This window comes from Enterobacter sp. CC120223-11, assembly GCF_900215375.1.
Taxonomy (GTDB): Bacteria; Pseudomonadota; Gammaproteobacteria; order Enterobacterales; family Enterobacteriaceae; genus Scandinavium.
The window spans coordinates 65,970-79,726 of sequence record NZ_OBEF01000004.1; the positions used below are offsets into that span (position 1 = coordinate 65,970).

General features: G+C 55.1%; 16 protein-coding genes. 8 read left to right on the forward strand and 8 right to left on the reverse strand.

The genetic code is table 11. The features are described from left to right. Window positions 1-50: 50 nt before the first annotated feature. From recJ to xerD, 3 genes are read right to left on the reverse strand one after another with little or no spacing between them, the layout of a single operon-like run. Complete coding sequence (gene recJ / locus CRO87_RS06085) at window positions 51-1,784, reverse strand: single-stranded-DNA-specific exonuclease RecJ (protein WP_097162045.1); 1,734 nt, start codon at window positions 1,782-1,784, stop codon at window positions 51-53. Between the two features lie 5 nt (window positions 1,785-1,789). Beyond that, window positions 1,790-2,503: a bifunctional protein-disulfide isomerase/oxidoreductase DsbC gene (gene dsbC, locus CRO87_RS06090; protein ID WP_097162046.1), complete on the reverse strand. Its 714-nt coding sequence runs from the start codon at window positions 2,501-2,503 to the stop codon at window positions 1,790-1,792. A 28-nt stretch (window positions 2,504-2,531) separates the two neighbouring features. Beyond that, window positions 2,532-3,428 carry a site-specific tyrosine recombinase XerD gene (gene xerD / locus CRO87_RS06095; protein WP_097162047.1) on the reverse strand — a complete coding sequence of 299 codons (897 nt, stop codon included), beginning with the start codon at window positions 3,426-3,428 and terminating at the stop codon, window positions 2,532-2,534. Window positions 3,429-3,528: 100 nt separating this feature from the next. On the opposite strand from xerD, the gene fldB reads away from it, so the two are divergent. Further along, window positions 3,529-4,050 (forward strand): flavodoxin FldB, encoded by a 522-nt coding sequence (fldB, locus tag CRO87_RS06100; protein ID WP_097162048.1) that lies wholly within the window; start codon window positions 3,529-3,531, stop codon window positions 4,048-4,050. A gap of 8 nt (window positions 4,051-4,058) precedes the next feature. On the opposite strand, the gene CRO87_RS06105 is transcribed toward fldB, so the two are convergent. Both CRO87_RS06105 and sdhE read right to left on the reverse strand, forming a co-directional pair. Then, complete coding sequence (locus CRO87_RS06105) at window positions 4,059-4,469, reverse strand: protein YgfX (RefSeq protein WP_097162049.1); 411 nt, start codon at window positions 4,467-4,469, stop codon at window positions 4,059-4,061. Continuing rightward, the gene (gene sdhE, locus CRO87_RS06110) at window positions 4,450-4,716 is read right to left on the reverse strand and encodes an FAD assembly factor SdhE (RefSeq protein ID WP_097162050.1); all 267 of its coding nucleotides are present in this window, start codon (window positions 4,714-4,716) and stop codon (window positions 4,450-4,452) included. The genes CRO87_RS06105 and sdhE overlap by 20 nt, the downstream gene beginning before the upstream one ends. A gap of 247 nt (window positions 4,717-4,963) precedes the next feature. Between sdhE and ygfZ the strand changes: the two genes are divergently transcribed. The 5 genes from ygfZ (at window position 4,964) to CRO87_RS06135 (ending at window position 9,147) form a co-directional block, all read left to right on the forward strand. Beyond that, window positions 4,964-5,947 (forward strand): tRNA-modifying protein YgfZ, encoded by a 984-nt coding sequence (gene ygfZ / locus CRO87_RS06115; RefSeq protein ID WP_097162051.1) that lies wholly within the window; start codon window positions 4,964-4,966, stop codon window positions 5,945-5,947. Window positions 5,948-6,017: 70 nt separating this feature from the next. Then, a complete protein-coding gene (locus tag CRO87_RS06120) occupies window positions 6,018-6,842 on the forward strand; it encodes an AraC family transcriptional regulator (RefSeq protein WP_097162052.1) in 825 nt (274 codons plus the stop codon). A 149-nt stretch (window positions 6,843-6,991) separates the two neighbouring features. Then, a complete protein-coding gene (locus tag CRO87_RS06125) occupies window positions 6,992-7,660 on the forward strand; it encodes an AzlC family ABC transporter permease (protein WP_097162053.1) in 669 nt (222 codons plus the stop codon). Further along, entirely contained in the window at window positions 7,657-7,971 is a 315-nt protein-coding gene (locus CRO87_RS06130) for an AzlD domain-containing protein (RefSeq protein WP_097162054.1), read from the forward strand. The genes CRO87_RS06125 and CRO87_RS06130 overlap by 4 nt, the downstream gene beginning before the upstream one ends. Window positions 7,972-7,989: 18 nt before the next feature. Then, window positions 7,990-9,147: a hypothetical protein gene (locus CRO87_RS06135; protein ID WP_217992663.1), complete on the forward strand. Its 1,158-nt coding sequence runs from the start codon at window positions 7,990-7,992 to the stop codon at window positions 9,145-9,147. Window positions 9,148-9,293: 146 nt separating this feature from the next. Here the strand turns inward: CRO87_RS06135 and CRO87_RS06140 are convergent, their stop codons facing one another. Then, window positions 9,294-9,953 (reverse strand): hemolysin III family protein, encoded by a 660-nt coding sequence (locus CRO87_RS06140; RefSeq protein WP_097162055.1) that lies wholly within the window; start codon window positions 9,951-9,953, stop codon window positions 9,294-9,296. A gap of 158 nt (window positions 9,954-10,111) precedes the next feature. After that, the gene (gene yqfB / locus CRO87_RS06145; RefSeq protein ID WP_097162056.1) at window positions 10,112-10,423 is read right to left on the reverse strand and encodes a N(4)-acetylcytidine aminohydrolase; all 312 of its coding nucleotides are present in this window, start codon (window positions 10,421-10,423) and stop codon (window positions 10,112-10,114) included. A gap of 50 nt (window positions 10,424-10,473) precedes the next feature. Between yqfB and CRO87_RS06150 the strand changes: the two genes are divergently transcribed. Together CRO87_RS06150 and CRO87_RS06155 are read left to right on the forward strand one after the other, a co-directional pair. Further along, window positions 10,474-11,202: a MurR/RpiR family transcriptional regulator gene (locus tag CRO87_RS06150; RefSeq protein ID WP_097162279.1), complete on the forward strand. Its 729-nt coding sequence runs from the start codon at window positions 10,474-10,476 to the stop codon at window positions 11,200-11,202. 119 nt (window positions 11,203-11,321) lie between these two features. After that, entirely contained in the window at window positions 11,322-12,755 is a 1,434-nt protein-coding gene (locus tag CRO87_RS06155) for a 6-phospho-beta-glucosidase (RefSeq protein ID WP_097162057.1), read from the forward strand. A 212-nt stretch (window positions 12,756-12,967) separates the two neighbouring features. On the opposite strand, the gene CRO87_RS06160 is transcribed toward CRO87_RS06155, so the two are convergent. Then, entirely contained in the window at window positions 12,968-13,711 is a 744-nt protein-coding gene (locus tag CRO87_RS06160) for an SDR family oxidoreductase (RefSeq protein WP_097162058.1), read from the reverse strand. Between the last annotated feature and the right edge of the window lie 46 nt (window positions 13,712-13,757).

Genomic DNA, 13,757 nt, shown 5'->3' on the forward strand with positions numbered 1-13,757 from the left:
AGAGCGGGATTTTAACGGATCTCCGCCCTTTTTTATAGGGAATACTGACGCTAAATTGGCCAGATATTGTCGATGATTAGCTGCAGGCTGCGGTTTCCGCGAAACTCGTTGATGTCCAGTTTGTAGGCCAGTTCCACTTCGCGTACGCCGTTGTCCGGCCAGCAGGTGGTATCAACGTTAAACGCTATACCGTCCAGCAGCGGACCGCCACCAACCGGTTCCACCATCACCTTCAAATGCCGCTCGCCCACCAGGCGCTGTTGCAGCAGCTTAAAACGACCGTCAAACAGCGGCTCAGGGAACATTTGCCCCCATGGCCCGGCGTCCCGCAGCATTTGCGCGGTTTCCATTGTCATCTCTGACGGTGAAAGCAGGCCATCGGATACGACCTCACCCTGCAATAATGCAGGATCCAGCCATTCGGTCACCAGCTCGCCGAAACGCTGCTGGAATGCTTCAAACTGCGCCTCTTCCAGCGACAAACCTGCCGCCATCGCGTGGCCGCCGAACTTGATCATCATGCCGGGGTACAGCGTGTCGAGCCTTTCCAGCGCATCACGCATATGCAGGCCCTGAATCGAACGACCGGAGCCTTTCAGCGTGCCGTCGCCCGCAGGGGCAAACGCAATCACCGGGCGATGGAAACGCTCTTTAATACGCGAGGCCAGAATACCCACCACGCCCTGATGCCACTCGGGATGATACATCGCCAGGCCACCTGGCAGCGCTTCGCTGCTGCGCTCGAGCTTCTCGCAGAGCGTCAACGCTTCCGCCTGCATGCCCTGTTCAATCTCTTTGCGGGTCTGGTTCAGCGCATCCAGTTCGTTAGCTAACTGCCGCGCTTCGCCGAGGTTGTCGCTCAGCAGCAGCGCCACGCCAACGGACATATCGTCCAGGCGACCGGCAGCGTTCAGGCGCGGGCCAAGCGCAAAGCCCAGATCGCTTGCCGCCAGCTTCTGCGCATCGCGGTTAGAGACTTCCAGCAGCGCCTTAATACCTGGCCGACACTTCCCGGCACGGATACGGCTCAGGCCTTGCCACGTCAGGATGCGGTTGTTGGCATCCAGCGGCACCACGTCCGCCACGGTCCCCAGCGCTACCAGATCCAGCAGCTCAGCGAGGTTCGGAACAGCAATACCCTGCGCATCAAACCAGCCCTTGTCGCGCAGATGAGTGCGCAGCGCCAGCATCAGATAAAAAGCAACGCCGACGCCCGCCAGCGATTTTGACGGGAAGTCGCAGTCGCGCAGGTTCGGGTTGATGATGGCTTCTGCTGCGGGCAGCGTATCGCCAGGCAGGTGATGATCGGTGACCAGCACGGGAATGCCAAGCGCATGGGCTCGTTCGACGCCAGCATGAGAAGAAATACCGTTGTCGACGGTCATGATGAGCTGTGCCCCGCGAGCGTGGGCCTGATCGACCACTTCCGGACTGAGCCCATAGCCGTCTTCAAAGCGGTTCGGCACCAGATAGGTGACGTTGCTGCAGCCCAGCTGACGCAAACCCAGCACGCTGAGCGCGGTGCTGGTTGCGCCATCGGCGTCAAAGTCGCCCACCACCACGATGCGCAATCCTTCACGAAATGCGTTGTGAAGGATTTCCACGGCCTGTTCCACGCCGCTAAGCTGCTGCCACGGCAGCATCCCTTTGACGCTGCGCTCCAGGTCGGCCGCGCTCAGCACGCCACGGCTGGCGTAGAGCCGCTGAAGTAGCGGCGGAAGATCCGCGGGCAGCTGCGCCGAGAGATCAGGCTCCCGGCGACGAAGTTGTATCTGCTGTTTCACGCCGATTATTTACCGCTGGTCTGTTTCTGGTGCTCATCGAGGAAGGCCTTCATCTCTTTCGGCCCCTGATAGCCCGGAACCACGTAGCCGTCGTTCAGGACGATAGCCGGGGTGCCGTTCACGCCAAACTGCACGCCCAGCGCATAGTGATTCGCGATGTTGATATCGCAGCTGGCAGGCTGAACGCCTTTGCCGTTCATCGCGTCGTCAAAGGCTTTGTTGCGATCTTTCGCACACCAGATGGCTTTCATATCCTGCTCAGGTTGGCTCTGAACGCCCGCACGCGGGAAGGCCAGGTAACGCACGGTGATGCCCAGCGCGTTGTAATCTTTCATTTCTTCATGCAGCTTGTGGCAGTAGCCGCAGGTGATGTCGGTGAACACGGTGATGACGTGTTTTTCCTGCGGTGCCTTGTAGATAATCATCTCTTTTTCCAGCGCGTTCAGCTTGCCCATCAGCAGCTTGTTGGTCACGTTGACCGGGCTTGCGCCGCTAACGTCGTACATTGGCCCCTGGATGATGTGCTTCCCGTCTTCGGTCACGTAGAGCACGCCGCTGTTGGTCAGCACCGTTTTCATGCCCGCAACCGGGGACGTCTGAATGTCCGTGCTCTGCACGCCCAGTTTTGCCAGCGACTGTTGGATCGCTGCATCGTCAGCATGAGCGCTACCGCAAAGTGCAGCCGCCAGCAGAGAGAACATTGCTAAACCTTTTTTCATAACCTTTCCTGTCCGTTTCGTTTTCAGCTCACGCGCGAGGGTGATGCTGTTGATGAAGTTGCCGCAGCCGCTCCGTAGCAACGTGCGTATAAATCTGGGTTGTAGAAAGATCGCTGTGCCCCAGCAGCATCTGCACCACGCGCAAATCCGCGCCGTGGTTCAATAAATGCGTGGCGAAAGCGTGTCGCAGCACGTGCGGCGAGAGCTTCTCGCTGTCTATTCCGGCGAGCACCGCATAATGCTTGATGCGATGCCAGAACGTCTGCCGCGTCATCTGCTGCGCGCGCTGGCTCGGAAAGAGCACGTCTATCGACACGCCGTTAAGCAGCCAGGGCCGACCATGTTCCAGGTAATTCTCCAGCCAGTACACCGCTTCTTCACCGAGCGGCACCAGCCGTTCTTTGTTGCCTTTGCCGATGACGCGCACCACGCCCTGACGCAGGCTGATGTCGCTCATCGTCAGCCCCACCAGCTCCGTCACACGAAGCCCGGTGGCGTAAAGCACTTCGAGCATCGCTTTATCACGCAGCTCCAGCGGCTGCTCAACCAACGGTGCCTGTAATAATCGCTCCACCTGCGCTTCGCTCAGATCTTTGGGCAAGCGCTGCGGCAGCTTCGGCGAGGCCAGCTGCGCACTGGGGTCGTCCGGGCGCACTTTTTCACGGTACAGATGCTGAAAGAAGCGGCGCATGGCGCTCAACAGGCGGGCCGAACTGGTTGCCTTGTAGCCCCCTTCGACACGCTCCGCCAGCAGAAGTTGCAGATCGGTATACTGTACCGTTTCGCTGTTCAGCCCCTGTTTATTGAGCCACTCAGCAACCATTGTCAAATCACGGCGGTAGGCGCTCAGCGTGTTTTCGGCGAGATTTTTCTCCAGCCATAGCGCATCGAGAAACTGTTCAATTTGGACGAGATCCTTTTCCATATGTGCCTCCCGGGGCCAGCCAACGGGCTCATTATGCCTTAAGGCAACGCCTTTCTGATACACTAGCGCAAAGTCATAGCAAGCACTGAGAGTTTTCGCGATGAAAATTGGCCTGTTTTACGGTTCCAGTACCTGTTACACCGAAATGGCGGCGGAGAAAATCCGTGACATTATCGGCGCAGAGCTGGTGACGTTGCACAACCTGAAAGACGATTCGCCGCAGTTGATGGCGCAGTACGATGTCCTCATCCTTGGCATTCCAACCTGGGATTTTGGTGAGATCCAGGAAGACTGGGAAGCCATCTGGCCAGAGCTGGATAACCTGAATCTCGACGGTAAAATCGTGGCGCTGTACGGCATGGGCGACCAGTTAGGCTACGGCGAATGGTTCCTGGACGCACTCGGCATGCTGCATGACAAACTCGCCAGCAAGGCCGTGAAGTTTATCGGCTACTGGCCGACGGAAGGGTATGAGTTCACCAGCCCGAAACCGGTGATTGCAGAGGGCCAGCTGTTCGTCGGCCTTGCCCTGGATGAAACCAACCAATATGACCTGAGCGATGAACGCCTGCAGGCCTGGTGCGAGCAGATCCTCGGCGAAATGGCCGAACAGTTTTCCTGATACCGACGTTATTGCTGCGCGGGCTGTTGCAGAATGGTCCGCCGTAAATCCCGCCACTCTCCGGCATCCATGCTGTCTGCCGCCAGCCACAGGTGGATTCTCTTGCGTCCGTCGACCCGACGTAAACGCAGCATCATGCCGCTATTAAGCACCCAGGGCGTACCAGAGAGATCCCATTCCTGATTCTGCCAGCGCACGCGGGCGTCCATCAGCAGTTTGAACTCACCCTGGCTTGCGTTAATTCTCCGCTGACTACGGACGCAGTCAAAAACGACTAACGAAAGCAGCAGAAGCCACAAAGGGGTATAACTCAACGGCCAGGGCATCAGCAAAATAAAAGCCGCCACCAGACCGTGGAGTAATAAAGAGACCCACTGCGCGCGCCATGAGACGCGTAAATCAGATTGCCACAGGACCACGTTCCCGATTCCGTGTCTGAATAAGTTGCACCATCCGTTGGAGTTCGGCATCCGCTGGCTTACCGTGATTCATCAGCCAGTTGAACAGATCCGGGTCATCATTCTCGAGAAGGCGAATAAACAGCGCTTTGTCGCTGTCGCTCAGCGCATCGTACTCATACTCAAAAAACGGCATGATGGAGATATCGAGTTCACGCATTCCCCGACGGCACGCCCAATGAATACGGGCTTTATTGTTAATGTCCATGTTGTCCTTCCTGACTGTCGATATTGAGTAGTTTAACGCGTTTTTTTCACTTACTTTACAGGAATATTGTTTATTGCGGCGCGAGCCCAGAGAAAATCCATATTAAATGCAGGGCATTGCATTATTTTACGCGCCGCCTCGTAAAACAGAATAATGGCACAAATGGGCTTCGGAAAGCGCTTGCATTGCGCTATAGCTCTTTTACCATTAGTCATTAACACTGCGTTAAGCTATTCAGGACATGACCATGGCTTTTACTCCTTTTCCTCCACGTCAGCCCTCTTCTTCTGCCCGTCTGCCGCTAACGCTGATGACCCTCGATGACTGGGCGCTGGCGACCATTACCGGTAAAGACAGCGAAACCTATCTGCAAGGCCAGGTAACGGCGGACGTCGCACAAATGACAGACCACCAGCATTTACTGGCGGCGCACTGCGATGCCAAAGGCAAGATGTGGAGCAATCTGCGTCTGTTCTGTGAACCGGAAGGCTTTGCGTGGATTGAGCGCCGAAACGTCCGTGACGCGCAACTGACTGAATTAAAAAAGTATGCGATCTTTGCCAAAGTGACCATTGCGCCGGATGACAACCGCGTATTACTTGGCGTGGCGGGGTTCCAGGCACGCGCTGCGCTCGCAAATATCTTCACCACGCTGCCGGATGGCGAAAATCAGGCCGTGCGTGACGGTGACAGCGCCCTGCTGTGGTTCGAACATCCTGCCGAGCGCTTTCTGCTGGTTGTCAGCGAAGAAACTGCTCAACGCGTGACGGAAAAGCTTCACGGTGAAGCCGCGCTGAATAACAGCCAGCAGTGGCTGGCCCTCAATATTGAAGCTGGCCTGCCGGTGATCGACACGGTGAATAGTGCTCAGTTTATTCCTCAGGCCACCAATATTCAGGCGCTCGGCGGTATCAGCTTCAAAAAAGGCTGCTACACCGGCCAGGAGATGGTGGCTCGTGCCAAATTCCGCGGCGCGAACAAGCGTGCCCTTTGGTCGTTGGCAGGCAGCGCCAGCCGCGTGCCGGAAGCGGGCGAAGATCTTGAACTGCAAATGGGTGAAAACTGGCGCCGGACCGGCACCGTGCTCGCCGCCGTGCAGCTGGATGACGGCAGCGTGCGCGTTCAGGCCGTAATGAACAACGATATGGAACCCGACAGCGTGTTCCGCGTACGGGAAGATACCGGCACACTGCATATCGAGCCGCTGCCATATTCACTCGAAGAAGCGTAATGGGCCCGTCGCCCGGAAAATTTCGACCGGGCGACAGCAATTTTATACAAAGCAAAAGTGGAGGGAGGGAATGAAACCAGAGATCAAAGAACAGACCCACTTCCACCGCGTGGATGCCCTTGGTGGCCTCGATATGCTTCAGGCCCGCTATTACAAGCAGCGTTTCGCCCGCCACGTGCATGACACCTTCTGCATCGGCGTCATCGACCAGGGCGCGCAGCGTTTTTACCGCTCTGGCGCAGAGCACGTAGCCCCGCGTGGGGATATCATCATCGTCAACGCCGACGATGTTCACACCGGCAGCTCCGAGCTGGAGCATGGCTGGGCCTACCGCGCGATTTACCCCCACCCGGATATGCTGAACAACATTCTGCGTCAGGTGCCGGACGGCAGAGACTTTGTGCCCTGGTTCCCGGATGCCGTTATCCACGATCCCGGGCTTTCGGAGCAGCTATTACTGACCTTCAGCATGCTCGATAAAGAGGGCAATAATCTGCTTAAAGAGACGCTGCTACTCTCTTCCCTCACTCTTCTCAGCGTCCGTTATAGCCGCACCCGTAAGCCCCCTGCCGAACTGCCTGCCGCAACCCAGCGTATTCTGCGGGCAAAAGATTTTATCGACAGCTGCCCTGAAGAAGATCATACCCTCACCCGGCTTGCAGAACTGGCCGGGCTCAGCCACTGGCATTTTCTGCGCCAGTTCAAACTCTTCACGGGAATGACGCCCCACGCCTATCTGGTACAGGCCAGGCTGCGGAAAGCTCGCACGCTGCTGCGCCAGGGCCTGACCATTCTTGAAACGTCTATCCTGTGTGGATTTACCGATCAAAGCCATTTCCACCGCCATTTCAAAAACTCTATCGGGCTGACGCCAGGCGAATTTATCAAGGCCTGAGCCCAAGCAATAACATTCAATACAGCATCCTGATGTACCTGTAGCGTTAACGGCATGTTCGTCACAGCCCGTTAGCGTAATTCATGAGAAAAGCCATCATTGAGTCCAGCTCGTACAATGAGCTGCAAAGTCCCCCTCGCTCGTCTTTCATGCGGGGCGCAATAGAAATGCTACCACTGTGCGTTTCCGTCATTCCGTGGGGGATCCTCGCAGGCTCAATGGCTATCCAGGCAGGCCTGAGCTTCTGGCAGAGTGTGGGTATGTCGGCGATTATCTTCGCCGGTGCCGCGCAGCTGGTCACGCTGGGGCTGACCATGACCGGAGCCAGCCTGTTAACCATTATCGTGTCAGTTTTTTTTATTACCTCGCAGCATTTTATTTATGGCCTGACGCTGCGGGAGTTTGTCTCCTGCCTGAAAACAAAACTGCGTCTGCCGATTGGTTTTTTGCTGACCGATGAATTATTCGCGCTGAGTGAAACCAAAGACAAACGCACGGAATTAACGCCGGGATATATGATTGGCGCCGGGCTGACCTTCTATTTATCGTGGAATATCTTCAGCCTGATCGGCATCGTTATGGCATCGTCAGTGCCTGACCTCGATAAATATCATCTCGATTATTCCATTGTCGCCACCTTTATTACCATCGTGGTGCCGATGATCAAAAAAATCAGCACGCTGGCAGGCGTCGCCCTTTCGCTCGTGCTCTCGATGGCTCTGAGCTATTACCAGGTTGAAGGTGCAATCGTGCTGGCGGGCCTCACGGGGATGTTCTCTTCCGTGGCTATCTCTGCGCTTTTTAAGGAGAAACAATGAGCTGGATCCTGATACTGACCCTGGCAGCCATCGTCTTTTTCAATCGTTATGTGTTTCTCGAACCAAACGTGCCGCTAAAAATACCGGGCGTCATTAATAAAGCACTTAAATATTCCGCCCCCTGTTTACTGACCGCAATTTGCGGGCCGATTATTTTGATGGACCACGGTGTCGTGCGCGAGTTTCCGCTGAACCCTTATTTCCTCGGCGCAATTTTCAGCGTCATTATTGCGTTATTGATCCGCAATATCGTCAGCGCAGTAATACTGAGCCTGGCCGTGTTTTATCTCATTAACCATTTTTTACAATAAGTCACAACAGGAGCGATCATGCGCCGTCCAGTAAATGGATATCACCAGTCAACGGAAATCAGGCGTTCATATGAAATTCTGCCTTTTCAGGGCGTGTGGACGTGGTTGACGGGGAAAGAGTTGCCGGAGCGAAAACCTCTCTGGAAAAACAGCTCAACGGAAATGGTAATGTGGTCGCTGAGCTGGGTGGCACTTGGCGTGGCGCTGACCACACTTTCGGTGATGCATGTTCAGAATACCGTCGGGCAAATTTTCTGCTGGCTGGCTGGTGCACTTTTTTCCGTCTCCGGAGCCCGCTACATCGTGGCGACCATTATTCATCACGGCGTGCACGGCCACCTGTATAAATCGCAGAAGGTCAATAAAGCGCTGTGTGAGGTGTTATCCACTCTGTTTATCGTTCAGCCTTACGAGTCCTATCGTCAGTTCCACGTGTATGAGCATCACGGTCGCGAGTTTTCTACCTTCGAGGATAAAGATCTGGCGGCTATCTATCAGCTGGGATTCACGCCAGGGAAGAGCAAATCAGCGCTGTATGCCCGCCTGCTCCTGACGCTGATAAGCCCGAAATTCCATCTGGTGTTTTTGTATGGTCGGGTGAAATCCAACCTTATTGGCGTACCGTTTTACCGTCTGATGATGACCCTTGTGTGGTTCGCCACGCTTGGCGTGCTGGGCTATTTTGCGGGCCCGCTGGGCACGCTGCTTATTCTGCTGATGCCCTTTATCGTGCTCTACCAGATGGCGTCCCTGATGCATCTGCTGACGGAACACGTCTGGCTGGTACGCAAGGAAGGCGAATCGGTACGTGACAGCCACATTAATAACTGCCTGGCGCGCTTCTGCGGTTCGATGTGTCCGCCTGATTTCAGTGTTAAGCACTGGGGACACTGGAGCCAATGGGCGGCAATGCACCTGTTTGTGCACCTGCCCTGCCGGATGCTGTTTGTTCAGGGTTCGCTGGTCTGCCACGACTGGCACCATCGCCACGGCAGCGTGCGTCAGTGGTATGACTATGCCCGTCTGCGTGAACTGCACGCGCAGAAATTAGCCACGCAGGAGCGTTATGACTACATCGATATCTGGGGTGTGCATAACGCGCTGGATTACGTGCTCAGCACGCTGAGTGAGGCGCCTGCAATCAGGCTGGAGCAGCTGACGTATCGACTGAATTAACCCGTCATTGAGAGAGTTGTGTCCGAATTAATGCCTTCTGCCAATGGCGGCTGGCATTAACCCCTGGTGTTGTTAATGGTCTTTGACCGCCCGATCGTCAGGACGTATACGGCTGACGATCGGGATTTTTTTCGCCTGAATTTGGCTCAGACCTTCCCGACATAGAGATAAATCGCCAGAAAGTGGCACACGCTGCCGCCGAGCACAAAGCCGTGCCAGATGGCATGGTTGTAGGGAATACGCTTACAGACGTAGAAAATGACCCCCAGCGAATAGACCACGCCGCCCGCCGCCAGCAGCGTCACGCCCCCCGCCGACAGCTTCACCGCCAGCTGATAGACCACAATCAGCGACAGCCAGCCCATAGTCAGATAGGTTACCAGCGACAGAATTTTGAAGCGGTGTGCAATGGTCAGCTTGAACAGGATGCCGAGCAGCGCCAGGCTCCAGATAACAATCATTAATCCGCGCGCCAGCGCTGAATCCAGACCAACCAGCAGGAACGGCGTGTAGGTTCCCGCAATCAGCAGATAGATGGCACAGTGATCGAACTTTTTCAGCCAAAGCTTTGCCCGCTGATGGGGCACCGCATGGTACAGCGTCGAGGCCAGAAACAGCAGGATCATGCTGCCGCCGTACAGGCTGTAGCTGGCGATGGCCGTGGCGCTGGCATTGGCATCCACCGCCTGTACCAGCAGCAGCACAAGGCCGACGATTCCGAACACCAGCCCGATGCCGTGGCTGATGCTGTTGGCGATTTCCTCCGCCAGTGAATAACCCTGCGCAATGAGCGGTTTGCTAGCCATGCTGTACTCCGAAAGGGAAAAGACGTTAACGCCTCACTAGCCTAACTGAGAATGATTCCAGTGAACACATGTTCGCTAAAATAAAAACGCACACATTTACAACCCGTTTAAAATCAATTTATTAGCCACTATTTTCGCCTCACAGATGTTTCTTAAAATCAAATGCGCTCGAATTCAATCACATAGAACTGCTGCTGATCGGGGTAGATGTCTGCAATGACCGACTTCAGCTCGGGCAAAGTCATATTCTCCTGCTGTGCATGCTGCTGCGTGAGCGTATCCAGCGTGACCTGCGAAGTGGCCGTTACCCGAATCGAGCAAAAATAGTCGTCGTCTTCGAAGCGCCCGACGCGCAGCACGTCCCCGATTTTAAAGTGTGATTCGCTGGCATCGCGGATGGTGATGGTTTTACGCCCGGCCAGTATGTCTTCCTGAAAGCGCTGAAAAAAAGTGATGTCGTTCGGGGTCATGGTATGATTCCTGTATCGAATTTGCCGGATGAGTGCCTGCCAACGTGAGCCTGTTCTCCCACGCCGCTATCGCCAGTCTCAACAATCTTGAGATGATGGTCTACCAGTATGTCATTAAAAACCGTGACAAAGTCACGTATATGACAATTCGCGAACTGGCTGACGCAGCGGACGTCTCCACGACCACGGTGCTGCGCTTCTGCCGCAAACTGGGCTGTGAAGGCTATTCCGAATTTCGGGTTCGTTTTAAACTCTATTTGGAACAGAATGACACGCAGCAGAGCAACGTTGCCGCCAGCGAAATGATCAGCTTTTTCAAAAGCATTAATAATGATGAATTTGATAAGCTGATTGATGACACCGTCGATATTATTCTGGCATCGGAGCGCATTATTTTTGTCGGGGCTGGAACCTCCGGGGCATTAGCAAAGTATGGCGCACGGTTTTTCTCAAATGTTGGAAAATTCAGTAATCATATTGATGACCCTTATTTCCCCGTCACCAATGACATGGCCAAAAATGCGCTTGCGATTGTGCTTTCCGTTTCCGGGGAAACGGAAGAGATCCTGCGCTTCGCCGGTCAGTTCAGCCTTCATCGCTGTAAGGTGCTCTCCATCACCAGCCATGAGCATTCACGACTGGCAAAACTTGCCGACTATAATATCTCCTGGCATATATCACCGATTCGCATTGGTGGCGTTTACGATATTACAACCCAAATTCCGGTGATATATATTCTTGAAACGCTGGGGCGCAAACTGGCGAAGAAACTGGCATAAAAAAACAGCCTGTTTTTTGAATGTAACAAGTTACCCACGGATGAATTTGTTATATCGTGACATTTATTTCCCCTTTGTTAGACTCGATCCCAATACGTAATATCACGGGAACGATAAAGATGAAGAAACTAACCTTACCAAAAGACTTTTTGTGGGGCGGCGCAGTGGCGGCGCACCAGGTTGAAGGCGGCTGGAACAAAGGCGGCAAAGGCCCAAGCATCTGCGACGTGCTGACCGGCGGTGCGCACGGCGTTCCACGCGAAATCACTCAGGAAGTGGTACCGGGAAAATACTATCCGAACCACGAAGCAGTGGAGTTTTACAGCCACTATAAAGAAGACATTAAGCTGTTTGCGGAAATGGGCTTCAAATGTTTCCGTACCTCGATTGCCTGGACACGAATCTTCCCGAAAGGGGACGAAACCCAGCCCAACGAAGAGGGCCTGAAGTTCTACGACGACATGTTCGATGAGCTGCTGAAATACAACATTGAACCTGTTATCACGCTTTCCCACTTTGAGATGCCGCTGCACCTGGTGCAGGAGTACGGCGGATGGACCAACCGTAAAGTGGTCGATTTCTTTGTGCGCTTCGCCGAAGTGGTCTTCGAGCGCTACAAGCACAAAGTGAAATACTGGATGACCTTCAACGAGATCAACAACCAGCGTAACTGGCGCGCGCCACTGTTCGGCTACTGCTGCTCTGGCGTGGTCTACACCGAACACGACAACCCTGAAGAAGTGATGTACCAGGTGCTGCACCATCAATTCGTTGCCAGCGCACTGGCGGTGAAAGCAGCACGCCGAATCAATGCCGAAATGCAGGTTGGCTGCATGCTGGCAATGGTGCCGCTCTATCCGTTCTCCTGCAAACCGGAAGACATGATGTTTGCCCAGGAATCCATGCGCGAGCGCTATGTCTTCACCGATGTGCAGCTGCGTGGCTACTACCCAACCTACGTGCTCAACGAATGGGAACGTCGTGGCTTTAACATCGTGATGGAAGAAGGCGATGCACAGATCCTGCGTGAAGGTGCCTGCGATTACCTCGGCTTCAGCTACTACATGACCAACGCAGTGAAGGCCGAAGGCGGCAGCGGTGATGCCATTTCAGGCTTTGAAGGCAGCGTACCAAACCCGCACGTGAAGGCGTCCGACTGGGGCTGGCAGATTGACCCGGTAGGCCTGCGCTATGCGCTGTGCGAGCTGTACGAACGCTATCAGAAACCGCTGTTTATCGTGGAAAACGGCTTCGGCGCGTATGACAAAGTGGAAGCTGACGGCAGCATCAACGACGACTACCGCATCGACTACCTGCGCGCCCATGTTGAAGAGATGATGAAAGCGGTCACCCACGATGGCGTGGAGCTGATGGGTTACACGCCGTGGGGCTGCATCGACTGTGTCTCCTTCACCACCGGCCAGTACAGCAAGCGCTACGGCTTTATCTACGTCAACAAGCACGACGACGGCACCGGCGACATGTCGCGCTCCCGCAAGAAGAGCTTCAACTGGTACAAGGAAGTGATTGCCAGCAACGGCGAGACTCTTTGACGCCTACCCCTCACCCCGGCCCTCTCCCCAAAGGGGCGAGGGGGAAAATCAAAAACAACTTAGTACTGCCCCTCTCCCAATAGGGGCGAGGAAGAAAGTCAAAACAACTTAGTACTGCCTCTCTCCCAAAAGGGGCGAGTGAGAGAATCAAAAACGGCTCAGGTCAGTCCCCTCTCCCCTTTGGGGAGAGGGTTAGGGTGAGGGGCAAAGCGCTAACGTCCGCCCGCTAACTCCAAAAAACTCCCGGTCACATAAGACGCCTTCTCGCTCAGCAGCCAGACTATCGCCTGGGCCACTTCCTCCGGCTGCCCACCGCGCTGCATCGGCAGCATCGACTTCACGCGATCGACCCGCCCTGGCTCCCCGCCTGACGCATGCATTTCGGTATAAATCAGCCCAGGACGCACGCAGTTGACGCGAATGCCCTGCGCCGCCACTTCCAGCGCCAGCCCCGTTGTCAGCGTATCGACCGCGCCTTTGGAGGCCGCGTAATCGACATACTCGAATGGCGCACCCAGGCGTGACGCTGCCGAAGAGACATTCACAATCGCACCGCCCTTCCCACCGTGTTTACGGGACATCCGCTTCACCGCCTCGCGGCAGCAAAGAAAATAACCGGTAACGTTGGTCGCCAGCACATGGTTGATGCGCTCGGCGGTAAGATTTTCGATCGTACTCTGCTGAAACAGGATCCCGGCATTATTCACCAACGCGGTCAGCGGCTCGTTCTCTCTGTCCAACGTTTCAAAGAGCGTGACGACCTGAGCTTCATCGCTGATGTCCGCCCGCACGGCGAATGCCTTTCCTCCACGTTCGACGATCTCATTCACCACCTGCGTGGCGGCTTTAATGTTGTGGTGATAGTTCACCGCAACGGTGTAGCCTTCCTGCGCCAGCAGCAGGGCCGTCGCCCTGCCAATTCCGCGGCTTGCGCCAGTGACCAGTGCAATTCCCATTAGTTTCTCCCATAAAAAAGAGCGCCGAAGCGCTCTTTAAAGATAG